The organism is Paraburkholderia lacunae (assembly GCF_003353175.1).
GTDB classification, from domain to species: Bacteria; Pseudomonadota; Gammaproteobacteria; order Burkholderiales; family Burkholderiaceae; genus Paraburkholderia; species Paraburkholderia lacunae.
The window spans coordinates 43,821-66,181 of the sequence record NZ_QHKS01000015.1; the positions used below are offsets into that span (position 1 = coordinate 43,821).

Below are 22,361 nucleotides of genomic sequence, written 5' to 3' on the forward strand. Positions count from 1 at the left end.
TCATATCCGCGATTACATCCGTGATGAAGCTGCACATCCTCGCCGTCGGCCACAAGATGCCGGACTGGATCGCTACCGGTTTCGACGAATACGCGAAGCGCATGCCGCCCGAGCTGCGTATCGAGCTGCGCGAGATCAAGCCCGAGCAGCGTTCGTCAGGGCGGCCGGCGGAAAGCGTGATGGCTGCCGAGCGGCAGAAGATCGAGGCCGCGTTGCCGAAGAACGCGCGCATTGTCGCGCTCGATGAACGCGGCAAGGACTGGACCACGATGCAGCTTGCCGCCGCCCTGCCCGGCTGGCAGCAGGACGGCCGCGACGTGGCGTTTCTGATCGGCGGCGCCGACGGGCTCGACCCCGATTTGAAAGCGCGTGCCGACATGCTGCTGCGTGTCTCGAGTCTGACGCTGCCGCACGCGATGGTCCGTGTGCTGCTCGCCGAACAGCTTTACCGCGCGTGGACCATCACGCAAAATCACCCTTATCACCGCGCGTGAGCGAACGAGGCGGCTGACAGATCGCGCGTTTTCCGGTCTCGTTGCCTGCGGCGCCGGTCGACGCGCTGATTGGCGTGCTCATTGACGCGCTAGTTGCCCCGCTCATCGACGAGCGCATCGACACGCTCATTGACGCGCTTGTCGACACGCTCGTCGATGCGCTCGTCGATGCTTGAAAGACAAGCTCATCGCGCGTTCATGCAATCCGCTTCTTCGAAACCTGTTCATGCCAAGCTCCGCCGCGCTGCACCCGTTCGTCTACCTCGCTTCTCAAAGTCCGCGCCGCCAGGAGTTGCTGCAGCAACTCGGCGTGCGCTTCGAACTGCTGCTGCCGCGTCCCGATGAAGACGCCGAAGCGCTCGAGGCCGAGCTGCCCGGCGAGCGAGCGCGCGACTACGTGCAACGCGTCTGCATTGCCAAGGCACATGCCGCACGCGCGCGCCTCGTGGCCGGCGAGCATGCTGTGCAGCCGATCCTGGTTGCGGACACAACCGTCACGATCGACGACGCGATCCTCGGCAAACCCGTCGATGCAGACGACGCGTTCGCGATGCTCACGCGTCTGGCCGGCCGCGATCACGAAGTGCTGACGGCCGTGGCCGTGGTCGACACGGCGGGCACCTTGTTGCCCGCCGCGCTATCGGTGTCCAAGGTGCGCTTTGCTGCACTGCACGCGGATGCGATTCGCCGCTATGCGGCGAGCGGCGAGCCGCTCGGCAAGGCGGGGGCGTATGGCGTGCAAGGACGCGCGGCCGAGTTTATCGAGCATATCGACGGGTCCTATTCAGGTATCATGGGTTTGCCGCTTTTTGAAACCGCTGCCCTCCTGCGTGCAGCGCGCATCGACTTCTAAAACAACACCATGAATGAAGAAATCCTGATCAATGTCACGCCGCAGGAAACGCGCGTCGCGCTCGTCCAGCAAGGCGCCGTCCAGGAACTTCACGTCGAACGAACGCTGTCGCGCGGGCGCGTCGGCAATGTCTATCTCGGCAAGGTCGTCCGCGTGTTGCCGGGCATGCAATCCGCCTTCATCGACATCGGTCTGGAACGCGCCGCGTTTCTCCACGTAGCCGATATCTGGCATCCGCGCATTGCCGGCGAGCCGCAGCATCAGGCGCCGCACCAACCGATCGAAAAGATCGTGTTCGAAGGCCAGACGCTGATGGTGCAGGTCGTCAAGGATCCGATCGGCACCAAGGGCGCGCGGCTGTCCACCCAAGTGAGCATCGCCGGGCGCACGCTGGTGTACCTGCCGCAGGAACCGCATATCGGCATTTCGCAGAAGATCGAAAGCGAAGCCGAACGCGAAGCCGTGCGCGCGCGTTTGACCGCCGTGTTGCCCACTGATGAGAAAGGCGGCTACATCGTGCGTACCATCGCCGAAGACGCCACCAGCGAAGAACTGGCCGGCGACGTCGCCTATCTGCGCAAGACGTGGGCGACGATTCTGTCGCAAGCCCAGCGCATGCCGCCTACCAGCCTCCTGTATCAGGACCTGAATCTCGCGCAACGCGTGCTGCGCGATTTCGTCAATGACGAAACCTCGCGCATTCAGGTCGACTCGCGCGAGACGTATCAGATGCTCGCCGACTTCGCAGCCGAGTTCACACCGGCGGTGTCGTCGAAACTGCATCACTACACCGGCGAGCGGCCGCTCTTCGATCTGTACAACATCGAGGCGGAAATTCAGCGCGCGTTGTCACGCCGCGTCGACCTGAAGTCCGGCGGCTATCTGGTGATCGACCAGACCGAAGCGATGACCACCATCGACGTGAACACCGGCGGTTATGTAGGCGCACGCAACTTCGACGATACGATCTTCAAGACCAACCTCGAAGCCGCGCATACGATCGCGCGGCAATTGCGGCTGCGCAACCTGGGCGGCGTGATCATCATCGACTTCATCGATATGGAAAACGTCGAGCATCGGGAGCAGGTGCTCGGCGAATTGAAGAAGGCGTTGGCGCGCGACCGCACGCGCGTGACGGTCAATGGTTTCTCGCAACTCGGGCTGGTGGAGATGACGCGCAAACGCACGCGAGAGTCGTTGGCGCATGTGCTGTGCGAGCCCTGCCCGGTTTGCCAGGGCAAGGGCCAAGTCAAGACCTCGCGCACGGTGTGCTACGACGTGCTGCGCGAGATACTGCGCGAGTCGCGGCAGTTCAATCCGAAGGAATTTCGCGTGGTGGCGTCGCAGCAGGTGATCGATCTTTTTCTCGAAGAGGAGTCGCAGCATCTGGCGATGCTGATCGATTTCATCGGCAAGCCGGTGTCGTTGCAGGTGGAGTCGAATTTAAGTCAGGAGCAGTACGACATTGTGCTGATGTAAATCGTTAAACCCTTTACAGCAAAGGGTTTCATGCCTTCAATACAATCAGAAATCGCGCGTAGCTACTGAACCGCCCCGGGAATCGTGGAGGCTGGTTGGTTTAAGTTAATGCGGGTTCGGCGACCGGTGTTTCAAGTTGCCGATAGTAGTTTGCCTCAGCTTCAGCAGGCGGGACGTAGCCGAGGGGTTTCATCAATCGATGATGATTGAACCAGGCCACCCATTCCAGCGTTGCCAACTCGACGGACTCCCGTGTTTTCCATCTGCGGCGGATGATTGCCCGGCGAGTGCGCGAAGTAGTAGCGCGTAGAGCGAAGCATCCGAACGTGAATTTCCGTTACATGAGTGAAACATCGCAACAGCCAGTGCGCCGGCCTGAGTTGCAATATCTTCTTCCGTGCCGTTGTTCCATTTGGTCGGCGAGTCGTTTCCTCCAGATAGTCTCCCACTACTGCATCATCTTCCGCTGATCGGCCGCATATCGGGCGGCCGATGAACACCCCTAGCGCTCTATGCGTTGCGCATCTTACAAAGAATCGCCGTTTGGGCCATCAGTATCCCCGCGAGCAGCTCGCCGCAATCCTCGATGCGCGCATCCACCTGGCACGTAACAAGCATGCCATCTTTGACTTCAATGACGATGGCCGGAGCGTTTTCTTGTGGCAAAGGGGGCGACGGCGATGCCTCGTTCCTGACGATGCGCAAGTGCGTCCGCTTCTTTAGTTTGCTCACACGATGCCCCCGTTAGAACTGGCTGCGGCGCACATGCGCTGTATGGCCTACTTTAGGGTGCGCTGCGCGACGGCCATGCCTCGATGAAGGAGTGTATTTCTAGTCAACTCGAGGATTTGGCGGCGGATTGGGGGAGGTTCTCACCTGTCAATCGCCTTCCTTGAACGCGAATGACGCGGCGATCAGAATGAGTCCGCTCCAGAGAAACATCTGGCCGAAAATCCCGCTTGTTCCGAAACCGCCGCCGACCATCGCGGCGCTCAAGTAGTAAAAGAGTTCGCCCATCTTGTTCCCCTAGAGGAACCCCCGGCACATTTTTTCAAACACTATACCGTGTTGCGTCCCGGCTGGCCGTCTTCCGCGTCCGATCATGCCTTGCTTTATGCGTTAAAAAGCCGCCCGAAGGCGGCCTTAGGTCAGCCTGATTCCGTTACGACACGACGACACCTTGCCGCGGTTCGAGCCGCCCTGCAGATCCTGCCAGGAATCGCGGAATTGCTGCTTGGCTTCCTTGCTCGCGAACCCACCTGGGTATTCGATCCATCCGCCGCCGGGCTTCGCATCGTTGGCGAAAAACCTCGTGGAATAGTCCTGCATCGACAGCCCTTCGCCAATTGCTTGGCACGCGAGCGTGATGAGGCTCAGGCCCATATAGCCATCGTCGCTCAGGCTGCGCAAATGCCAGATATCGTGCCGGCTGTAAGTGATGGTCTTGCCGTTCTGATCGATATAGCGATAGCGATACGGTTGAAAATGTTCATTGTCTTGGGGCTCCAAAAAATAGAAGGGCGATGAAGACATGTTGCACGCTTGATGCAAAAAGCCAAGAGGTAAAGTCCGTCACGCTCCTAGAAATTGATGAAACCGAAATCGAGTTGACAGAATCTCTCGGCCGACGCTGGTAGCGTTGCCAACCATTCCCAAAAGCTCACGCGCTTAAGGCCCCATCGATCGAGTCGGCTGGACGAAGCGTTTTCATGCGGCACGGAAGTCGCTGGCGCCCCCTCGTTCCTGACTACGCGCAAGTGGCTCCGCTTCTTTGGTTTGCTCACGATACCCCCATCGGAATCGATTGCGGCGTGCGCCGTAGGGACCACTTTATGCTGTGACGCGCCGCGGCCATGCCGTGATGAGGGAGAGTATTTCTATTCAACTCGATGATGTGGCGGCCTGCCGAAGGTTATCAATTCGCCTGGCATATTCTCGCCTCAACGGACCTCCGTCTGTTGCATAAACCCCGGCATTTGTCATACCTTACTGCATCGCCGCCTCAAAGGTTTGAAATGCCAGCGCAATGCGCATTTGCTCTCAACGGACAAAAACTCTCGACGCTTCTATGTACCGGATTCGGTGGAGTAGCAGCGTTTTCAGGCAATAAAGATCACGTCGACAACCCCGCCGATACCGCCGTCGTTGGTGCCGGCCCTATCCCCAAGGGCCGCTACTACATCATCAAGCGCGAGACAGGCGGACGTCTCGGACGCGTGCGCGACCTCGCCTTGGATATGTGGTCTAACAGTAATCGGGCGAGTTGGTTCGCACTGTATAGCGCCGACGGCAAGATTGATGACTGGACGTTCGTGAACGGCGTAAAACGCGGCAATTTCCGCCTGCATCCGAATGGCCGTTGGGGTATCAGCGATGGCTGTATCACGCTCACGTCGCAGGCGCAGTTCGATCGACTGAGCGCCTATCTGCTGTCTCAACCGGCGGCGGTGTTCCCCGGCACGGACATCCCCTACTACGGTACGGTGGACGTGCGATGAAAGGTATCTTGCGCGTGGGCCTGACGGTCCTGCTGACCCCGCTCGTGTTCATGGGCCTTTCGCGAATCGACCCGCTCGCGCGCTGGGTCGGCAGCGATGCCGCCTGGTCGGCACTGACACCGTTGTTCCACCTGTTTGGCGTTGTCGGAACCGAGGGCGAAGAAAACGTCTTGCTTGCCGTGTTGCTCGCCGCGAGCTTCGTCGTCGCAGCAATCATTGTCTGGATAGCGTCAGCGCTGCTACGTCGCCACAAAGCGCAGAAGGCACCCCGCTGATCAGAACCTGAATGGCATGACATTGGGCCGGCGCAAGAGGCGCGGCACGCCAAGGCACACGCTTGACGGCGCCGTGCGCCAAATCGATCGTTTTGAGATTTGAGCCCCGTTCCGGCGGGGTTTTGCATTTCTAGCGGCGCTCGATCAATGCTTATGGTGAATCAAGTCCCGAAAATGATGCCCTTGGAACCACTGGGTTAGCCGCTCCCGATTGCTCGATGCGGCCCATATCTCGTCGCCTGTTGCCATACGAGTTGAAGCACCGGATTCTGCCGACCGTAACTTCTTTCAAGAGCCTTATCTTGCTGCGGATCAAATTCACCCGGAGTCCTGGTGCGTTCGTTGGCCGGGCGATTCCAGGTGTTGGCCGGGTCATTCTCGCTTCCGATGCGTCTACAATCATCTATCGTTCGGTCAACGCATATAAACGGCCTTGTAAAGCCAGAGGATCGTTTGTGATGGCAGACGTTTGGAATAGGCTGGAAGAGTTCATCGCGGAGGATGCCGGGAAGCCAATCGTTGGCCGGCTTGAACTGACGCGAGACACCGACCTGTACCATGATCTGGACATGAACCCAGATCACATCACTCGGTTGATGAACGAATGGGCCGCGAAGTTTCATGTGGATATGGCCGGATTCGACATCCACCATTACTACCCGTCCGCGAAGCTGGGCATCGGCTCTTTTCTCGCTGCGGTAGTTAAGTCACCGTTCAGCACGGAGGCACGCGAAACGCTAGGTGGGCGATCCTTGACACTTGGCATGTTGGAAGAGGCCATGCAAAAAGGCCGATGGGAAGCGTAACCGCCTTGGCACCGCCTCCAAAAGCGAAACCGTCGCCGTTGATGTTCACATTGCAGACAGTATTGCTGGACTGTGCTGCGCCGCCGGTGATCGTGACACTTGTGGTCGTTCCATGATCTGTCGATGGAGAATCAGCGTGCATCGTGCTGATGTAGAACCATCCCAGCCTCAACCCGCACCCAACGGCTTCAGCAGATTGCCCAGCGCCGCGGCCGTAACCGGGCGCGAGAACCAGAACCCCTGCGCTTCGTCGCAACCGAGCGCCTCCAGCTGCTCGGCCTGCTCGGCCGTCTCGACGCCTTCGGCGGTCACCCGCAGTTTCAGCGCATGCGCCATCGCGATGATCGCGCCCACCAGCGCCGCGCAGTGCGGATCGGTCGTCACGCGCATCACAAAGGAGCGGTCGATTTTCAGGCGATTCAGCGGAAAACGCGTCAGGTACGCGAGACTCGAATAGCCCGTGCCAAAGTCGTCCACCGCGACTTCAACGCCCAATTCACGCAACGCATGCAGCGTTTGCAATGCCTGCTCGGTGTCGTCGAGCAGCACGCCTTCGGTGATTTCCACTTCCAGATACGAAGGGTCGAGCGCGGCTTCTTCCAGCGCCTCGCGAATCGTCGAGAACAGGTCGTGCCGCTGGAACTGCTGCGGCGACACGTTGACCGCCACCCGCGGCAAGGTGCCGGTGAGCCGCAGCAATTTACCCGCATCCCGGCACGCGGTGCGGATCACCCATTCGCCAATGCGCTCGATCAGGCCCGCCTCCTCCGCGACCGGCACGAATTCGACCGGACTGATCAAACCGCGCTGCGGATGATTCCAGCGCAGCAGGGTCTCCACTTGCGCGATGCGGCCGGTTCCGAGCGTCACCTGAGGTTGATACACGAGATGCAGCTGCTGACGCTCGAGCGCGTCGCGCAGCATCGTCTCCAGTTCGAAGCGGCGCGCCGCCTGGCCTTCGAGCGCAGCGGAAAAGCGCCGCACCGCATTGCCGGTCACCGCCGAAGCCGCCGACAACGCCACGCCCGCGCGACGCATCAGCGTCGGCGCGTCGCCGCCATCGACCGGATAAGCGACGATGCCGATGCTCGCGGTGATGTTCAGCGTGGTGCCCGCATAGTCGATCGACTCGGCAATGCGGGCGAGTGCTTCCGCGGCGAATCCATCGGCGGCCGCGCCGCTTTCGGTGATCAGCAGCGCGAACTGAGCGCCGCCGATCGAGGCTATCGTACCGTCGTTGGGAAACAGACCGCGCAACCGTTCACCGACAATCTGCAACACCAGTTCGGCCGCGTGCAAACCGAGCGCGTCGCGCAGTTTGCGCAGGTGGTCGAGCTCGGCGATCAGCAAGGTAAAACCGCCGCCGGTCCGCTGACAGCGCGCGATTGTCAGATCGAGGCGTTCAGTGAATAGCGTCTGATTGGGCAGGCGCGTCACGCCGTCGTGATGCGCGACGTACCACAGTCGAGCCTCGGACTGCGCATAACGCGTCATGTCAATGGCGATGCCGACATAGCGCGGCGCCACAGCGCCGGGAAGGTTCGGTTCGGCAGCCAATGGCGCCAGTGCAAGAACCACGCGCACGGACGTGTTGTTGCGCCGTACGCAGGTCCATTCGCCTTCGTAGCGCGAGGTGACGGCGGCCAGCGCCGGCCATTCGGCACGGCGCCTGGCGAGTTCCGCGGGGTCGTGCAGCGACTCGAGGGTGCGAAGGCCAACCAGCTCTTCGGCGGCAAAACCCGTCAGCCGTTCGAAAGCGGCGTTGACGCTGTCGAACGTGCCGTCCGCGGTGCAGATAAACATGCCGTATGGCGCCGCCGCAAGCGCACCATCGCGCGTGCGCGTTTCGGCGTAGGAGGGATCTTGCATCGCGCCGGCCTTTGATTTTCCTGAGTATGGGAAGCGAATTGAAGCGTTCCTGACGCGGACGGCAAAACGGCGCGGACGTGCCGTCGATCCTGCTTGTCCGCGCTTCTTAAGACGCCGACGGCGCGCGCGGCAACGCGGCTTCGATGAATACCGCGCACAGCGCTTCCATTCCCCTGGCATCTTCCTCGTCGAAGCGTTCGACGATCGGGCTATCGACGTCCCACACGCCGATCAGCGTGCCGTCCGGTGCGACGAGCGGCACGACGATTTCCGATTGCGATGCGCTATCGCAGGCGATATGGCCGGGAAATTCATGCACGTCGCGTACGACTTGTGTCCGGCGAGTCTGCGCGGCCGTACCGCACACGCCCTTGCCGAGCGCGATGCGCACACAGGCAGGTTTGCCCTGAAACGGCCCGACCACGAGTTCGCGGCCGTCGTGGAAGTAAAACCCCGCCCAGTTCAGATCGCTCAACGAATGAAACACGAGCGCCGAAAAGTTCGCGGCATTCGCGACCCAGTCGGTTTCGTCGGCGAGAAGCGCGCGCGCCTGGGCAACCAGTTCTTCGTATTGCGCGGCTTTGGGCAGATGCGAGGCGGAGGAAACTTCGAACATGACGGTGTCCGTGATGAAAGCGGAAAGAGGAACAAACAGGCGTGCAGTGTAAAGCAAGCCGTCATTTCATTCACGGCTCGAGCGGCCGGGCATGCCGGCCTCTTTCCGCCCTGTCTGCTTCAGGCGTTGCGCGGACCGAAACCGTCACGCTTCGCTCGCGCTTCGGTTGCCCTTCAGTCACGCTTCAGTCACGCTGCGCCGCCACGAGCGCTGCCTCGATTACTGATCGACGCCGATGATCACGCTCGACGCCTTGAAGATCGCCGTGGCCGGTTTGCCGTTCGCGAGACCGAGGCGCTCGACGCTTTCGTTGGTGATGATCGCGGCGATCTGTGCGCCGCCCGCGGTGATCGTCACTTCCGAATTCACCGCGCCCTTCGTCACCGCCGACACCGTACCGGCGACGCAATTGCGTGCCGACACCTGGTTCTTCGCCACGTCGACCATCACGATCACCGACGATGCCTTGATCAGCGCGAACGCCGGTTTGCCTGCCGCGAGCCCGAGCGAAGCCGCGCTGCCGTGCGTGATGATCGCCACGATCTCGAAACCGTCCTGAGTGCGCAGCGTGACTTCGTCGTTCACTACACCGCGTTTGACTTCGACCACTTCGCCGGCGAATTGATTGCGTGCGCTGGTTCGCATGATTGATCTCCTGTTGCTGCGGCCTCGATGGACAATTCGAGGTTATCGGTTGAATGTGAAAGCGAGTGTATTGGATCATACGCCGCACGCGACGCCGTATTATCGAGCCCCTAGCCCCCTTTTCCTGACCATTCCCGTCGAATCCATGCCTGCTGCCGTCACCTCCCGCCTTGCAACCGCAACCGTGTTCCCGGCCGCATGGCGTACCGCTCGTGCCAACCTGCTGCGCGCCCTCTCCAGCGTCGCGCTGTGCACGGCCCTCGCCGCCTGCAGCAATCCCGCGCCGACGCGCCAAGCGCACGCGCCAGCCGACCCCGTCACGCTGTTCCCGATCGCCGATTACGACCAGAACGTCGATCACTGGCTCGAGCCGGACAGTCCCGGCTACGACCAGCCGTTCCTGAGTCCCGCCGAACAGCAGGCGCATTTCAAGGTGCTCTCCGCGCGCTACTTCGGCACCGGCACCAACGCGCCGTCGCCGTGGAATTCCGCGTTTGTGAGCATGCGTGTCTATCGCCAGCAAGGCGCCGACATTGCCGCGTTGCAGCAACGCCGGATCGCCAAATATGACAACACAGGCAAGACCGGCGCCGCGCTCGGCTACGGCGAGAATTTCCGGCCGCACGACAAGGCGTGGATCGACGCGATCACGCTCAACATGAACGTCGGCCAGTTCGAGCAGGCGCCCGCCTATCGGCCGGAGCGCCGCGCGATCGCCACGGACAATCTGATGGCGCGCGAGCTGCCGACCATGGACCCGTCCTTCTACGACCATCGCCTCGCAGGAGAAGGCTATCCGTTCGACAACCTGCAAATCTCGGCGGTGCGTCCGGGCTCGCCGTTGTATGTGCTGGGTACGAGCGTCGACGGTGCGTGGGCCTATGTGCAGACGCCCGACGTGCAGGGCTGGGTGCGCAGCGACGGCGTCGGCATGACCGACGACACCTTTGTCGACACCTGGCGCGCAGCCGCCGGCAAGTCGCTGGGCGCGGTGACGCTTGCCTCGGTACCCGTGCGAGACAGCCACGGCGTGTTCCGCTTCGCTGCGCCGGCCGGTACGCTGCTGCCGCTCGCGCCTGAAAACGCCGGGCGACCCGCGGGCAAGAACGCCCATGCGGCCGCAATCAGGAAGGCAATCACGACTGCAAGCGGCAATGCGGACCAGCCCGCCTCCCGCCAGCTGCTGGTGCCCGCCCGCGATGTGGACGGCCATGCGACTATCCGCAGCGCCCAGCTCGACGAAACGCAAATCAGCCCGCTACCGCTCGCCGCCACGCCGCGTCATCTGGCGATACTGATGAAAACGCTGATCGGGCGGCCGTACGGCTGGGGCAATAGCGGGTTCTACAATGACTGCTCGTCGGAACTCCAAAGCATCTTCGCGACGTTCGGCGTGTGGCTGCCGCGCCATTCGTCGACGCAGATGAGCGCCGGGCGCATGGTCGATCTGTCGGCGTCGACGCCGGCGCAACGGCTCGACTATCTCGCGCAGCACGGTGAGCCGATGCGTACGCTGATCTACATCGGCGGCCATGTGATGCTGTACATCGGCAACACCACCCGCAACGGCGTCGCAGTCCCGGTTGCCTATCAGGACGTGTGGGGCTTGCGTACAGCCGACAATAGCCGGCGCGCGGTGATCGGCGGCTCGGTGATTCTGCCGCTGTTCGAACACATTCCGGAAGACGCCGCGCTGCAATCGCTGGCGGCAACCCCGACGTTCCAGATCAGCATCCTCGGCGCACCCGTTAGCGGCGCAGCGACGCCGTCGGACGACGACAACCCGGCCGGCTAACGAGGTCGAGCAAAGGTTGGGCGCAAGAGTTGGACGCCAAGGCTGCGCACGGGTCGAGCGCGGCTCAGGCGCGGATTCAGTGCATTGAAGCGAACGCTTACGCCCGTGCCCGAAAATATTTTTTCCGGAGTGTCGATCCGACCGCGCTTCAGTCGTCATAACGTTGAAGACCCGGCTCGCGCAGCGGGGCTTTCAACTCTCGAACCTGTTACTTCAAGGAGTCGCCGTCATGTCCAGCCCCGTCAAACCGATCCCCGAAGGGATGCACTCGCTCACGCCCTATCTGATTTGCGCCAACGCCGCGGACGCCATCGCGTTCTACACCAAGGCGTTCAATGCTGTCGAACAAATGCGCCTGCCGGGCCCGGACGGCAAGGTCATGCACGCCTCGCTGAAAATCGGCGACTCCGTGCTGATGCTGACCGACGAATGGCCCGAGCATCGCACCGTCGGTCCGAAAGCGCTGGGTGGCTCGCCGGTCACGATTCATCTCTACGTCGAAGATGTCGACGCCAGCTTCAAGCAGGCTGTCGACGCGGGCGCGACCGTCACGATGCCCGTCAGCGACATGTTCTGGGGCGACCGCTATGGCCAGATTCAGGATCCGTTCGGCCACAACTGGTCGCTCGCGACACATAAGCGCGATCTGACGCCGGAGCAGATTCAGCAAGGCATGCGCGACATGAAGTAAGCGGCGCGCCCCGTCCTTCAGAAGGAGGAGATCGACGGTTATTGGGCGAAGCTCGCCGACGGCGGCACGCCGCAGCGATGCGGCTGGATTCAGGACAAGTTCGGCGTTTCCTGGCAGATCGTGCCCGACGTACTGGGCCAGATGCTGCGAGACCCGGATGCCGCCAAGGCGAAACGCGTGATGGCCGCGATGTTGAAAATGGTCAAGCTCGATATCGCGTTGCTCGAACAGGCATATCGCGGAGGATAAGAGGCTCGCATAGGGAGGGCTCACGCCGGGCCGCAAGACCGCGTTCTTTGGTAGGATCATTCCCGGTCCATCAACGGCGGGATATGAACGGTGCGCGTCAACCATCAGGCTTTCTTCTGCTCGTTGTTTGTCGCGCGCCTCGCCGATCAGATCCTGCTGTTTCTCGTGCCGCTCGTCGTGTTTCAGACGACGCACAAGGTCTCGTGGTCCGGCGTCGCGTTCTTTATCGAAACGCTGCCGCGCTATCTGGTGTTTCCGTTCTTCGGCGCGCTGTGCGATCGCATCTCGCCGCTCAAGCTGATGCGCGTGAGTCAGACCGTGCGTGCGCTGGTGTGTTTCGGCGGCGTGCTCGCTTATGCGCTGTTCGGCGGAATCGGCTGGCTGATTGCACTGTCCGCGTTGTGCGGCGTGCTGACGAGCCAAGGGCTGGTCGCCCGCGAAGTGATGCTGCCGCAGATCTTCAGCACGCAGCAGTTTCAGCGCGTGCTGGCTTACTCGCAATTGGCCGATCAACTCGGGTTCGTCCTCGGCCCGATGCTGGCCGCGCTGCTGCTCGGGCTGTGGCGCTGGGAATGGGTGGTCGGCGCCACCGGCGCGCTGTTTCTGTTCGCCGACGGCGCCCTTCTGCTGTGGCAACGCACGAGCGGTTTTCGCGCCGGCACGCCATCGCGCATCGAACCCGGCCACTGGACGCGGCCGCTGCGCACCGCGCTTCGGCATGTGCTGCTTCTGCCGGGCCTGAAGAAAGTCGTGCTGCTCGCCGCGGCCGAAAACCTGGTGATCGGCGTGACGCTCGCGACATCGGCCGCCATGGTGACCGGTATTCACGCGCAATCGAGCCGCTACTATGCCGGCCTGCAGACCGCCGGCGCGGTAGCCACGGTGCTGATCCTCCTGACGATCGCACGCACCTCCTGGCCCGCGCAGATGCTGGGCCGGGTCGCCTTCGTCGCGATCTGTGCGGGCGGCGTGATCGCCGGTGCGAGTGTGGACCATCGCGGCTATGCGCTCGGCTTCCTGCTGATCGTCGGCTTCGACAAGATGTTCAACGTCTACATCCGCAGCGCCCGGCAAAAAATCATCCCGCCGCAGGACTACGGCAAAACCATCGGCGTCATCATCCTGTTGAACAACATGACGCAGCCGCTCGCCGGCTTGCTGGTCGGCGTGTTCTCCGCACGGGCGCAGACCGGCTGGCTGATCGTGGCGCTGTCGCTGGCGATGGGCGGCATCGGCGCGGCGGTGTCGATCGGCGCGGCGCTGCGGCGGCGCAGGCACGCGCTTGCGGTTGGCGAGTGACGCTGGCGGTTCGAGAGCAACGCTGGCGGTTGGAGAGCAACGCTGGCGGTTGGAGAGCAACGCGGGCGGTTGGAGAGCAACGCTGGCGGTTCGAGAGCAACGCTGGCAGTCGGAGAGTGACGCTGGCAGTTGGGGAATGATGTTGGGCGCTTTTTTGTTTGTCTGCTGCGAGGGCCAACAACAAGTGGTTGCGGACTTGTCCACAGAAAATGTTCGCAAATCTGTGCATAACTATCCGGCAAACTCTGCAAGCCATTGAAGCGCCTGCGATTTCGCCCGCGAAGCGCAAGTTATGCACGGCTTCCTCGACGGGCGCGCTGGATTGCCCAACGCGCCGGCATACAGCAGATCAAGACAGCTCAACAAGCTCAGGCAGCCGCGGCTTGCGGCACCGCCTCGCCCTGCTCGCCACCCAACGCGTCGAGCAGATCGGCCAGCATGCGGTCGAGTTCGGCGGTCATCAGCGTGACGTCGGAATCGAAGCGCTCGTCGTCGTTTTGCGCGGTGGGGTCGCTCGCTTCCTTGAGGACGTCGAGCGGCACGACGCGTTTGATCGTCAGCGACGGCGTCAGCACGAACGACACGCGATCTTTCCACGTCATCGCGAGCCGCATGCATTGCTTGCCGGCTTCGATATGACGGCGCATGTCTTCGGCATCCAATGCATGACCGACGTAACGCACCGTCGCGTTGCCTTGCGCGGCCGAGCGCAACTCGGTGTCCTGATCGAGCGTGAAACCCGCGGGGCCCTCGCCTGAGAGCAGCCAGTCGGTCATCGCCGCAACCGGCGATTGAGCGACACGCACCGTGCCGAGCGGCAGTTGGTCGATGGACTTGACCAGCAGGCCGCGCACCTCGTCGGCGACCGCTTGCGAAGCAGCGTCGATCACGAGCCAGCCGTTCGCGGCATCGATCCACACGCGCGTGTCTCGGCGAATGCTGAACGCGCGCGGCAGGAGTTCGTCGGTGACCTGCTCCTTGAGTTCACGCATCTGCTTGCGGCCGGGCTTGAAGCCCTGCTGCTCTTCGAGTTCGACAGCGCGCGCCTTGGTCACCTGAGTGACGACCGAGGCGGGCAGCAGTTTCTTTTCCGCGCGAAACACCAGCAACATCTGGCGGTTCAGCGAATAGACGAGCGAATCGTTATCGCGCGGCGACGCCCAGCCGTGGCTTTGCATCTCGACGCTGTTGCCTGGCGCGAACGCGTGCGGCGCCAGCCACTTCTCCATTTGTTCAGGCGTGATGGACCACGGAGCGGGAAGACGGTGAAGCTGAAGATTTTTGAACCACATGAGCGATGATGTACGGGCAAAGCGCGCCATTCTATATGACGGCGCCGGCCGGCGATGCAACTTGGCCCGCATTGGCCAAAGTTGGGAAAAGTGGGCAGGGATATCCGGGCATGTCGCCGCGCTAGCCGGCGTCGCGATCGGCGCGCGCTTGCCCGCGCTTATCTCGCCTATTTTCAAATAAAACCCGGCAATCCTTTAAGCGACAGACCGATTATCAAATTCAAAGGCAAGGGTCAGATCGTCGACTTCCAGACTTTCGATCTTTATCGCGTGAAGGATGGCCGCATTGCCGGAAACCGGCACCTCGAAGGCAACCTGACGCTGCTCAGGCAGTTGCTTGCAATCAAGCCAAAGTGGTTTTGCCCACTCCGTCTTTGAGCACGTTTTGCGTTCAAATCACCTAGACTTTTTGAGAAACGCGCGACATAGACGGAGGCGGCCATGTCCGACGAAACCGCATCTTGGGAGATAGTGGAGTACGAGGGTTTTGAGATTCACGTGGCGCCGTTTCTCAAGAACGCGCCCGATGAAGCACACCCGTCAGCCCCAGCCGACAACCGTTACACGTATATCGGCTACGTCTGCCATCCGGGCGCCGATCCGGCTATCCCCGGGCATACGATCCCGTTTCATCCCGATGGCGAAGAGAGCTTCATCGGCAAGGACGCGGCGGTGTACGAAGGCGTGCATGTGGGGCGGAGCATCGTCGACGGCACGCATCCGGATTTGACGGTGTTGCCGTTGGTGACCGGCGGCGTGTGATACGTATTGCACGTCTCACACCGGTAAAGCGGGCAGCGCGAGCCTGTCGATTCGCGTCGGCCCTCAGCTGAATGCGCGCTTGATGCGCGACTTGAGCAGCGCGCGCCGCAAGCGGCCGGTCTGCGCGGGGTCGCCTATCGCCAGCCCGCCTTCGACCGGCGTGCCGCGCCGCAGGTAGTAACGATCGAAGGTGGCCTGCGTCATGCCCCACTTGTTCAGGAACTGGCGGCGCCCGTCGTTCTTGACGATCTTGCCGGTGCTCTTCTGCTGGAAGTGATAAACCAGACTGTCGCCGACGCCGAGAAAAACCCGGCAACCTGCGTCCCACAGCTTCATCGAAAAATCGTTGTCGCTGCTCATACCGGGGCTCAATTCGCTGCTATAGCCGCCGACCTTATGCCACCAGTCGCGATGCACGAGCGTGGGCGGCCACGTGGCGCCGCGCCAGTCGGCGCGCACGAGCCTCGGCGAGGCGGCCACCAGTTCGTCCGCGCGAAAATTCTCGACGTCGCGGCCGAAGTTCTGCACGACCACACACGGATTGCCGCTGTCGACCGGCTCGATCATCGTGCCGGACAGCATGAACAGATTGTCCGCCGGCATCTGGGCGAGGCGCTTGACGAGCGCATCGTCCCAGCCGGGGCAACAGTACATGTCGTCGTTCATGTAGACGATGTAATCGCGCGTGGCGCGCGCCGCCGCGATATTGACCGCGTGACAGATGCCGATGTTGCCCGGCGACGCGGTGTGTTCGATGCCCTCCTCGCGCACCCACGCCAAGGTGCCGTCCGAGCCGTCGTTGACGTGCACGATGATCTCGTGCGCGTGCGTCGAATGGCGCCGCAGGCTGTCGATCACGAGACGCAGGTAAGGCAGGTTGTTCCAGGTCGGGATGATGATTGAGAACATCGAAGGTGGATTCCGTTGTGGTTTGCCCATGCGAGCGGACCGAGCCTGATCGGCGGCAGCCTGGATCAGTTGTCGCCGGCCTTTTCGTCGATCTTGTTGATCTTGTTGACCTCGCCGGTCTTGCCGGCTTCGTCCTTGGCCTTCTCCGCGACCTTGTCGCCAAACGGCTTCATGAAGGTGAGCTTCGCGGGAAGATTGGGTTCCCAGCCTTCCAGATCCTCGAACGGATAGCGGCCGAGCGCATAAATCACGCGCTTGAGACGGCTTTTGAACGGCGCACGCGGAACGTTGGCCAGCGTGCCGGTCGCGGCGGACGCCGTCTGCCGGACATAGTTGCGCGTGAAGTCGCGTTGCGAGATGCCCCACTTCATCAGGAACTGCCGGCCGCCGCGATTGCGGCGAATGCGTCCGGTGGATTTGCAGCCGAAATGATAGATGCGGCTCGCGCCGACCGAGCGGAACACGCGGCAACCGACCAGCCACAGCTTCATCAGGAAATCGTCATCGCTGCTCATGCCGGGGCCGAACTCGATACTGTAGCCTCCCACCGTATGCCACAGTTGGCGGCTAACCAGCATCGGCTGCAAGGCAACGCCGTCGCGATCAGGCGCAGTCATCTTCGCGGTGTAGGACAGCAAGCCGGCTTCGTCGAAATTGTCGGGGCCGGTGCCGAAGTTGGCGGCAGTAACGTTTGCATTGCCGGTGTCGGCCGGTTCGATCAGCACCGAAGACAGATACGCCGACGAGTGGCCGAGCGTGCGCAAGCTCGCCTCGAATGCGCGGTCCCAGCCCGGCGTGCAAAACATGTCGTCGTTCAGGAACAGGATCCAGTCCCGCGTGGCGAGCCGCGCGACATCGTTCAGCGCGAGGCAGACACCGACATTGCCGTGGCTCCACGTATGGCGGATGCCTTCGGCGCGGACCCATTCGAGCGTGCCGTCGCTGCCTTCGTTCACATGCACGATGATCTCGTGATCGAACGCCGAATGACGCCGGATGCTGTCGATGCACAGCTTCAGATACGGCAGGTTGTTCCAACTCGGAATCAGGATGCTGAACATGACGTGGTGACGGTCTTCATGGACGGGAATCGCGCGCCGCGCGGGCGGCCTCGCTGTATGCGCCGCTGCCTGCCTGGCGGTTTGCCTCGCGGTTTGCCTTCGTGTCGGCATAAGTCGCGAGCGCGGCCAGGATCGCGATGACGCTGGCGTAGAACGACACGGTCATCTTCAGATCGAACGTCTCGACCGTCAGCCCGAAGATCCAGAACGCCACGACAAACGTCAGCCCCATCAGCGCCGCCCGCCGCCCGGGGTCGACCGGCGCGCTCAGGCGCCGCCAGAAAATCACCCCCGGCACGACGTAGATGGCCAGCAGCGCCAGACCGCCGACGATGCCGTAATCGGTCATGTAGGCGAACATCTGGTTATGCACCTCGCCTCTGCCCAACTGGGCGGCGGCCGGCGTGAGCATGCCCGCGTCGGCAAACGACTGCATGCTGTTGCGGAAACCGTTGCCGCCGAGACCCAGAAGCGGATGGCTCTCGACGATCCGGGCCGCCGCCTCATAGAGCTGCAGACGGATGCCGAGCGGCGTGTCTTTGTCGCCGTGCGTGTACTTCACCACATCCGACGACACGTCGCCGACCCGATCGCGCGCGGTCGGCGAAAACGCGTACACGCCGGCCAGAATCGCAACGATCGTGAGCGGCAGCAACACCTTCCACTTGCGTGACTTGCCGCGGCTGCGAACGTACAGAATCATGACGGCGACCACCGGAATGGCCACCCACCCGCCGCGCGAGCCGGTGATCAGCGACGCGCAGAGTCCGGCGAAAAGCCCGGCCACCTTGATGACGCGCACCAGCAGCCGGTCTTTTCGCCACCAGTTCAGCGACAGGATGGAGAGCACGCCCAACAGCAGCGCAATATCGCCGAAGTGAATCGGATTCAGGAACTGGCTGCTGAGCCGGCCGAAGCCCCAGTCGCGCGGCGCGATCAGCAGAATGCCGAGCGACGCCAGCGCGGCGAGTGCGAACGACAGATCGGCCCACTCGAGCGTGCGCGGCAGGCAGCGGCGCAACACCAGGACGAGCGGTGCGGCGGCGACGAAACGCGACGGCGAATCGAGCGTGCTGGCCACCACGCCGCCGTGCCACGCGCCGCCGACCAGTACCGCGACGACCGGGCATGCGGTGGCAACGCACAGCGCAATATCGACCTGATCCCATTGGATCGACGGCAGGCCGGTCCACGCTCTCGGCGAGGCAAGCAATGCAAGCGAAATAACCGCGGCCGCAATTGACAACGCACTTCCGGCACCGTGAAAGAGCAAGGTGGCCGACGGATACGTGAGCAGGAATAACGCGGGCAGCAGGCTTCGTGAGTTGACGCTCAGGAAAGCATTTTTGGTGGGCGTCGACATGTCTCTGGAATTTGACCAGTTGCGTGCGCGGGCCGGCGCGCGTAACCGGGTAGATTAACCTCTCTATTGTACCGGGTTCCCGCCCTAATCCTGTAATTCAGCGGTGCCCGGTCGCCCCGTCCCCCAGCGACAGCGCGCTCTGGAAGGTTCCTATCGTAGTGCCAGAACATGCTGGAAAACCTCCCAGGAATGTTTCAGTAAGCATGTAGGAGTGTGCTGTACCATACGGACCGCAAACTCTCCCGCACGAGTTGCCGCGTCTTGAGCACTGCAGGCATCGGTAGCCCGAAAAACACGCCATTTCCGACGATCCGAAATGAACCGATTGATGCGCGCGCTTTACTGCATTGCGCCCGCCACCGTGAAAAGAAGCCTAGAGTCGGCCGTCAGCCGCTCCACCCGCATCCCGTATGCGGGCGTCGCGCACGAGCCCGAAGTGTTTCTGCGCAAGACCTCGCGGGCGAAGATCGCCAAAAAATATCTGCACAGATATCTGCTGCTGGCATGGCGTGGCCAGACGCGCCTTGAACTCGGAAACGCCGCCGCGTGCAAACGGCTACTGTGGATCTACACCGGCAAGCGCAATTTCGGCGACGCCACGATGGATATGTCCGGACGAGCGCTGCTGAAAGGCCGTGGCTTCGCGATCGATCTGTTCACGCTGCCGCACCTGCACCCGCTGTTCGCGGAAGACGACGTGTTCCAGCACGTGTTTTCCGATTTACGCGATCTGCAGGGCCGCCATTACGACGCAATCCTGATGTCGGAGTACAACCTGCCGTCGATCAAACTGAAGACGCGGCACTTCAGGGATTTGCCGTTCGCCTGCCTGTTCCAGTATTTCTACGGACCGGACCGCAACCAGACCTGCTTTAGCTACGCAGCGGTCAACAACGTCTTCGCGCTCGGCTACGGCGCTGCCGACGTCGTATCGATGAGCAAGCCCTACCTGGCGACGCAGGCCCAAACCCGCGACTCGGTCCGGCCGTTCGTGCCGGACGGGCGCTATCTGGCACTGGCCATCGGCGGACTCGACGCGAACCGTACCTATCGTCACTGGGCCGGGTTGCTCGAACTCATCGATCAATCGGACAACCGGGAGATACCGAAGCAGATCGTTCTGCTCGGGTCGGACAATGGGCTCGGCATGGCGGAGAGCTTGCTGAAGCTGAAGTTCGGCAAACTGGAGATCAGCTCGTGTGTCGGCAAGCTGAGCTTGCTGCAGTCGCGCGAGATCGTCGCGAGGGCAAGCCTTTTTGTGGGCGCGGATGGCGGCCTGATGCACGTAGCCCACTCGACTCCAACGCCAAGCGTGTCGCTCTTTTCCGACCGCGAACCGCCTTATCTGCGGCTGACTGAAGCATGCCGTTCGATCGGCATTCCGAGTACCGGCGACGTCGACGACATTGCGCCGGCAACGATCATGAGCGCGATCAGCACGCAACTCTCGCGGTTAGCGGCAAAGGAATCAGACGCCGCGGCATGAGCGGCGGCGTAGGCTGGCGTATGTTTCCGCCGCCCGCGCGCTCATATCACGGTTATGTCACGAACGTGCCACGCCCATGGCGCTTATGCCACGTTCTTGCCGCGTCTTGCCGCGTTCATGCCGCGTCCTGCTGGAACTGGATGCGGTGCAAATGCGCGTACAGCCCGTTTTGTGCCAGCAGCTCGCGATGACTGCCGCGCTCCAGGATATGCCCTGCGTCCATCACCAGAATCCGGTCCGCGCGCTCGATAGTCGATAGACGGTGCGCGATCACGAGTGTCGTGCGGCCCTTCATCAGCGTTTCCAGCGCGGCCTGCACGTGGCGCTCGGATTCGGAGTCGAGCGCGGACGTCGCTTCGTCGAGGATCAGGATCGGCGCATCCTTGTAGATCGCGCGGGCGATCGCCAGACGTTGCCGCTGGCCGCCCGACAGCATCATGCCGTTGTCGCCGATCAGCGTTTCGATGCCGTTCGGCATGGCCTCGACGGTATCCCACAGGTTGGCCGCGCGCAGCGCCGCCTTGACCTTGCCCGGATCGGCCTTCTGGCCGTAGGCGACATTTTGCGCCACTGTATCGTTGAACAGCACCACGTCCTGGCTCACCATCGCGATCTGGCTGCGCAGCGCGTGCAGGCCGTATTCCGGCAGCGCGACGCCGTCGACCAGAATCGCGCCGCCCGTCGGATCGAAAAAGCGCGGCAGCAGATTTACCAGCGTGGTCTTGCCGCTGCCCGACGGACCGGCCAGCGCGACCATTTCGCCCGGCGCCACCTTGAACGACACGTGGTCGAGCGTGTGGCGCTTGTGCGTGGCGTTGCTGCCGTACGTGAACGACACGTCGCGGAATTCGACTTCGCCCGATGCGCGATCGAGCGGCTTGCCGCCGCCGGCCGGCTCGGACGGCTCGTCGATCAGGCCGAAGATCAGCTCGGCCGCGGTCATGCCGCGTTGCAGCGGCTGGTTCACGTCCATCAGGTGCTTCAGCGGCGAGATGATCAGCAGCATCGACGTGACGAAGGCGACAAAGCCGCCGACGGTGGTCTGATCCGACGACGACTGCACCACCGCGATCGTAATCACCACTGCGAGCGCAATCGATGCGAGGAATTGCGTCAACGGCTGCGCGAGACCGCCGGAGACCGTCATCCGCATCGAGTAGCCGCGCAAACGCCGGCTCATCGACGTGAAGCGGTCGATCTCATACTGCTCGCCGTTGTGCACCTTGACGACCTTGTAGCCGCCCACCGTCTCTTCGACGATGTACGACAGCTCGTTGGTCAGCAGCTGATGCTCGCGGTTCAGGCGCCGCAGACGGCGGTTGATCTTGCCGACCAGCCAGCCGATCCCCGGCAGCAGGACCGCGACGATCAGCGTGAGACGCCAGTTCAGGTAGAACAGATAGCCGAGCAGGAACAACACGGTCAGCGAATCGCGCACCAGCGTGACCAGCACGCTCAGCAGCACGTTGAGAATCTGGTTCACCTCGAAGACGATCGCATTGATCACCGTGCTCGCGGTTTCGCGCTGGAAAAACGCCACGCTCGAGTGGATCATCCGGTCGAACATTTTCAGGCGCAGTTCGAGCAGGATCTTGTTCGACACGTAGGCAAGCAGATAGCCGGACGCGTATTGCGACACCCCGCGAATCAGGGCAAGGCCGATCACGGCAACCGGCACGAACCATTTGGCGCGGTCGCTGGCATGCGCGCCGAAGCCTTTGTCCAGAAGCGGCTTGAGCAGAGCGGGAATCGCCGCGTCGGTGCTGGCGCTCACGGCCATCGCGACGATCGCGCCGATCATCACCCACAGCAGCGGCTTGATATACGGCCACAAGCGCCGCATGACGACGACGGGCGACGACGCCTCACCTGCACCGATGGGTTTGCTTAACGTTGGCTTCGCGCTCAAGGAATCCTCT

At 62.3% G+C, this 22,361-nt stretch carries 22 protein-coding genes and 5 pseudogenes; 15 read left to right on the forward strand and 12 right to left on the reverse strand.

Translation table 11 applies throughout. The annotated features are described in order from the left end of the window. Positions 1–23: 23 nt before the first annotated feature. The 4 genes from rlmH to rng are packed head-to-tail and all read left to right on the forward strand — an operon-like array spanning position 24 to position 2,826. Positions 24–494: a 23S rRNA (pseudouridine(1915)-N(3))-methyltransferase RlmH gene (gene rlmH, locus DLM46_RS22620; RefSeq protein WP_115104009.1), complete on the forward strand. Its 471-nt coding sequence runs from the start codon at positions 24–26 to the stop codon at positions 492–494. Between the two features lie 41 nt (positions 495–535). After that, positions 536–670: a hypothetical protein gene (locus DLM46_RS40980; RefSeq protein ID WP_279635214.1), complete on the forward strand. Its 135-nt coding sequence runs from the start codon at positions 536–538 to the stop codon at positions 668–670. A gap of 50 nt (positions 671–720) precedes the next feature. Next, entirely contained in the window at positions 721–1,347 is a 627-nt protein-coding gene (locus tag DLM46_RS22625; protein ID WP_115104281.1) for a Maf family protein, read from the forward strand. A gap of 9 nt (positions 1,348–1,356) precedes the next feature. Further along, positions 1,357–2,826: a ribonuclease G gene (gene rng, locus DLM46_RS22630; protein WP_115104010.1), complete on the forward strand. Its 1,470-nt coding sequence runs from the start codon at positions 1,357–1,359 to the stop codon at positions 2,824–2,826. 100 nt (positions 2,827–2,926) lie between these two features. Here the strand turns inward: rng and DLM46_RS22635 are convergent. The 4 genes and pseudogenes from DLM46_RS22635 to DLM46_RS22645 form a co-directional block, all read right to left on the reverse strand. Next, positions 2,927–3,103 (reverse strand): annotated as a pseudogene (locus tag DLM46_RS22635) (IS3 family transposase); the annotation flags it as partial. A gap of 233 nt (positions 3,104–3,336) precedes the next feature. Continuing rightward, positions 3,337–3,558 carry a hypothetical protein gene (locus DLM46_RS22640; protein ID WP_115104011.1) on the reverse strand — a complete coding sequence of 74 codons (222 nt, stop codon included), beginning with the start codon at positions 3,556–3,558 and terminating at the stop codon, positions 3,337–3,339. 147 nt (positions 3,559–3,705) lie between these two features. Continuing rightward, the gene (locus DLM46_RS39585) at positions 3,706–3,843 is read right to left on the reverse strand and encodes a hypothetical protein (RefSeq protein WP_165848045.1); all 138 of its coding nucleotides are present in this window, start codon (positions 3,841–3,843) and stop codon (positions 3,706–3,708) included. A 126-nt stretch (positions 3,844–3,969) separates the two neighbouring features. Beyond that, entirely contained in the window at positions 3,970–4,359 is a 390-nt protein-coding gene (locus DLM46_RS22645) for a phage portal protein (protein WP_115104012.1), read from the reverse strand. 482 nt (positions 4,360–4,841) lie between these two features. Here DLM46_RS22645 and DLM46_RS22650 point away from each other — a divergent pair, with 482 nt between their 5' ends. The 4 genes and pseudogenes from DLM46_RS22650 to DLM46_RS22660 form a co-directional block, all read left to right on the forward strand. Further along, positions 4,842–5,324, forward strand: a complete 483-nt coding sequence (locus tag DLM46_RS22650; protein ID WP_115104013.1) for a DUF2778 domain-containing protein — start codon at positions 4,842–4,844, stop codon at positions 5,322–5,324. Then, a complete protein-coding gene (locus tag DLM46_RS22655; RefSeq protein ID WP_115104014.1) occupies positions 5,321–5,599 on the forward strand; it encodes a hypothetical protein in 279 nt (92 codons plus the stop codon). Before DLM46_RS22650 ends, DLM46_RS22655 begins: the two co-directional genes overlap by 4 nt. Before the next feature lie 227 nt (positions 5,600–5,826). After that, a pseudogene (locus DLM46_RS41300) lies at positions 5,827–6,058 on the forward strand (STM2901 family protein); the annotation flags it as partial. A 26-nt stretch (positions 6,059–6,084) separates the two neighbouring features. Continuing rightward, a pseudogene (locus DLM46_RS22660) lies at positions 6,085–6,405 on the forward strand (DUF1493 family protein); the annotation flags it as partial. 168 nt (positions 6,406–6,573) lie between these two features. On the opposite strand, the gene DLM46_RS22665 reads toward DLM46_RS22660, so the two are convergent. From DLM46_RS22665 to DLM46_RS22675, 3 genes are all read right to left on the reverse strand, one after another. Then, positions 6,574–8,274 (reverse strand): putative bifunctional diguanylate cyclase/phosphodiesterase, encoded by a 1,701-nt coding sequence (locus tag DLM46_RS22665; RefSeq protein ID WP_115104015.1) that lies wholly within the window; start codon positions 8,272–8,274, stop codon positions 6,574–6,576. A 106-nt stretch (positions 8,275–8,380) separates the two neighbouring features. Further along, entirely contained in the window at positions 8,381–8,890 is a 510-nt protein-coding gene (locus tag DLM46_RS22670; protein ID WP_115104016.1) for a GAF domain-containing protein, read from the reverse strand. Positions 8,891–9,109: 219 nt separating this feature from the next. Further along, a complete protein-coding gene (locus DLM46_RS22675; RefSeq protein ID WP_115104017.1) occupies positions 9,110–9,535 on the reverse strand; it encodes a TOBE domain-containing protein in 426 nt (141 codons plus the stop codon). A 145-nt stretch (positions 9,536–9,680) separates the two neighbouring features. Here DLM46_RS22675 and DLM46_RS22680 point away from each other — a divergent pair, with 145 nt between their 5' ends. The 4 genes and pseudogenes from DLM46_RS22680 to DLM46_RS22695 all read left to right on the forward strand — a co-directional run bounded on the left by DLM46_RS22680 (position 9,681) and on the right by DLM46_RS22695 (position 13,569). Then, a complete protein-coding gene (locus DLM46_RS22680; RefSeq protein WP_115104018.1) occupies positions 9,681–11,330 on the forward strand; it encodes an SH3 domain-containing C40 family peptidase in 1,650 nt (549 codons plus the stop codon). A gap of 229 nt (positions 11,331–11,559) precedes the next feature. Next, positions 11,560–12,021, forward strand: coding sequence for a VOC family protein (locus DLM46_RS22685; protein ID WP_115104020.1), 462 nt, complete (start codon positions 11,560–11,562; stop codon positions 12,019–12,021). Between the two features lie 21 nt (positions 12,022–12,042). Continuing rightward, positions 12,043–12,270, forward strand: a pseudogene (locus DLM46_RS41140) (VOC family protein); the annotation flags it as partial. Positions 12,271–12,360: 90 nt separating this feature from the next. Beyond that, on the forward strand, positions 12,361–13,569 hold the full coding sequence (locus DLM46_RS22695; protein ID WP_115104021.1) for an MFS transporter: 1,209 nt from the start codon (positions 12,361–12,363) through the stop codon (positions 13,567–13,569). A 368-nt stretch (positions 13,570–13,937) separates the two neighbouring features. On the opposite strand, the gene DLM46_RS22700 is transcribed toward DLM46_RS22695, so the two are convergent. Beyond that, the gene (locus DLM46_RS22700; protein ID WP_115104023.1) at positions 13,938–14,861 is read right to left on the reverse strand and encodes a recombination-associated protein RdgC; all 924 of its coding nucleotides are present in this window, start codon (positions 14,859–14,861) and stop codon (positions 13,938–13,940) included. Positions 14,862–15,083: 222 nt separating this feature from the next. Here DLM46_RS22700 and DLM46_RS40455 point away from each other — a divergent pair. Both DLM46_RS40455 and DLM46_RS22710 read left to right on the forward strand, forming a co-directional pair. Then, positions 15,084–15,239, forward strand: a pseudogene (locus DLM46_RS40455) (ester cyclase); the annotation flags it as partial. A 63-nt stretch (positions 15,240–15,302) separates the two neighbouring features. Then, positions 15,303–15,623 carry a hypothetical protein gene (locus DLM46_RS22710; protein ID WP_115104028.1) on the forward strand — a complete coding sequence of 107 codons (321 nt, stop codon included), beginning with the start codon at positions 15,303–15,305 and terminating at the stop codon, positions 15,621–15,623. Positions 15,624–15,686: 63 nt separating this feature from the next. Here DLM46_RS22710 and DLM46_RS22715 read toward each other — a convergent pair whose 3' ends face one another. The 3 genes from DLM46_RS22715 to DLM46_RS22725 all read right to left on the reverse strand — a co-directional run bounded on the left by DLM46_RS22715 (position 15,687) and on the right by DLM46_RS22725 (position 18,956). Then, positions 15,687–16,532, reverse strand: coding sequence for a glycosyltransferase family 2 protein (locus DLM46_RS22715; protein ID WP_115104031.1), 846 nt, complete (start codon positions 16,530–16,532; stop codon positions 15,687–15,689). A 65-nt stretch (positions 16,533–16,597) separates the two neighbouring features. Then, positions 16,598–17,593: a glycosyltransferase family 2 protein gene (locus DLM46_RS22720; protein ID WP_115104034.1), complete on the reverse strand. Its 996-nt coding sequence runs from the start codon at positions 17,591–17,593 to the stop codon at positions 16,598–16,600. Between the two features lie 16 nt (positions 17,594–17,609). Continuing rightward, a complete protein-coding gene (locus DLM46_RS22725; RefSeq protein WP_115104037.1) occupies positions 17,610–18,956 on the reverse strand; it encodes an O-antigen ligase family protein in 1,347 nt (448 codons plus the stop codon). A 316-nt stretch (positions 18,957–19,272) separates the two neighbouring features. Here DLM46_RS22725 and DLM46_RS22730 point away from each other — a divergent pair, with 316 nt between their 5' ends. Beyond that, positions 19,273–20,442, forward strand: coding sequence for a glycosyltransferase family 9 protein (locus DLM46_RS22730; RefSeq protein ID WP_244306332.1), 1,170 nt, complete (start codon positions 19,273–19,275; stop codon positions 20,440–20,442). Positions 20,443–20,557: 115 nt separating this feature from the next. On the opposite strand, the gene msbA is transcribed toward DLM46_RS22730, so the two are convergent. Next, positions 20,558–22,351 carry a lipid A export permease/ATP-binding protein MsbA gene (gene msbA / locus DLM46_RS22735; RefSeq protein ID WP_115104039.1) on the reverse strand — a complete coding sequence of 598 codons (1,794 nt, stop codon included), beginning with the start codon at positions 22,349–22,351 and terminating at the stop codon, positions 20,558–20,560. Between the last annotated feature and the right edge of the window lie 10 nt (positions 22,352–22,361).

Excerpts from the sequence above, each read along its gene's own strand:
- rlmH (WP_115104009.1), top strand. The coding sequence starts at position 24 with ATGAAGCTGCACATCCTCGCCGTCGGCCACAAGATGCCGGACTGGATC.
- DLM46_RS22625 (WP_115104281.1), top strand. The coding sequence starts at position 721 with ATGCCAAGCTCCGCCGCGCTGCACCCGTTCGTCTACCTCGCTTCTCAA.
- rng (WP_115104010.1), top strand. The coding sequence starts at position 1,357 with ATGAATGAAGAAATCCTGATCAATGTCACGCCGCAGGAAACGCGCGTC.
- DLM46_RS39585 (WP_165848045.1), bottom strand. The coding sequence starts at position 3,843 with ATGGGCGAACTCTTTTACTACTTGAGCGCCGCGATGGTCGGCGGCGGT.
- DLM46_RS22645 (WP_115104012.1), bottom strand. The coding sequence starts at position 4,359 with ATGTCTTCATCGCCCTTCTATTTTTTGGAGCCCCAAGACAATGAACAT.
- DLM46_RS22650 (WP_115104013.1), top strand. The coding sequence starts at position 4,842 with ATGCCAGCGCAATGCGCATTTGCTCTCAACGGACAAAAACTCTCGACG.
- DLM46_RS22655 (WP_115104014.1), top strand. The coding sequence starts at position 5,321 with ATGAAAGGTATCTTGCGCGTGGGCCTGACGGTCCTGCTGACCCCGCTC.
- DLM46_RS22665 (WP_115104015.1), bottom strand. The coding sequence starts at position 8,274 with ATGCAAGATCCCTCCTACGCCGAAACGCGCACGCGCGATGGTGCGCTT.
- DLM46_RS22670 (WP_115104016.1), bottom strand. The coding sequence starts at position 8,890 with ATGTTCGAAGTTTCCTCCGCCTCGCATCTGCCCAAAGCCGCGCAATAC.
- DLM46_RS22675 (WP_115104017.1), bottom strand. The coding sequence starts at position 9,535 with ATGCGAACCAGCGCACGCAATCAATTCGCCGGCGAAGTGGTCGAAGTC.
- DLM46_RS22680 (WP_115104018.1), top strand. The coding sequence starts at position 9,681 with ATGCCTGCTGCCGTCACCTCCCGCCTTGCAACCGCAACCGTGTTCCCG.
- DLM46_RS22685 (WP_115104020.1), top strand. The coding sequence starts at position 11,560 with ATGTCCAGCCCCGTCAAACCGATCCCCGAAGGGATGCACTCGCTCACG.
- DLM46_RS22700 (WP_115104023.1), bottom strand. The coding sequence starts at position 14,861 with ATGTGGTTCAAAAATCTTCAGCTTCACCGTCTTCCCGCTCCGTGGTCC.
- DLM46_RS22710 (WP_115104028.1), top strand. The coding sequence starts at position 15,303 with ATGTCCGACGAAACCGCATCTTGGGAGATAGTGGAGTACGAGGGTTTT.
- DLM46_RS22715 (WP_115104031.1), bottom strand. The coding sequence starts at position 16,532 with ATGTTCTCAATCATCATCCCGACCTGGAACAACCTGCCTTACCTGCGT.
- DLM46_RS22720 (WP_115104034.1), bottom strand. The coding sequence starts at position 17,593 with ATGTTCAGCATCCTGATTCCGAGTTGGAACAACCTGCCGTATCTGAAG.
- DLM46_RS22725 (WP_115104037.1), bottom strand. The coding sequence starts at position 18,956 with ATGTCGACGCCCACCAAAAATGCTTTCCTGAGCGTCAACTCACGAAGC.
- DLM46_RS22730 (WP_244306332.1), top strand. The coding sequence starts at position 19,273 with ATGAACCGATTGATGCGCGCGCTTTACTGCATTGCGCCCGCCACCGTG.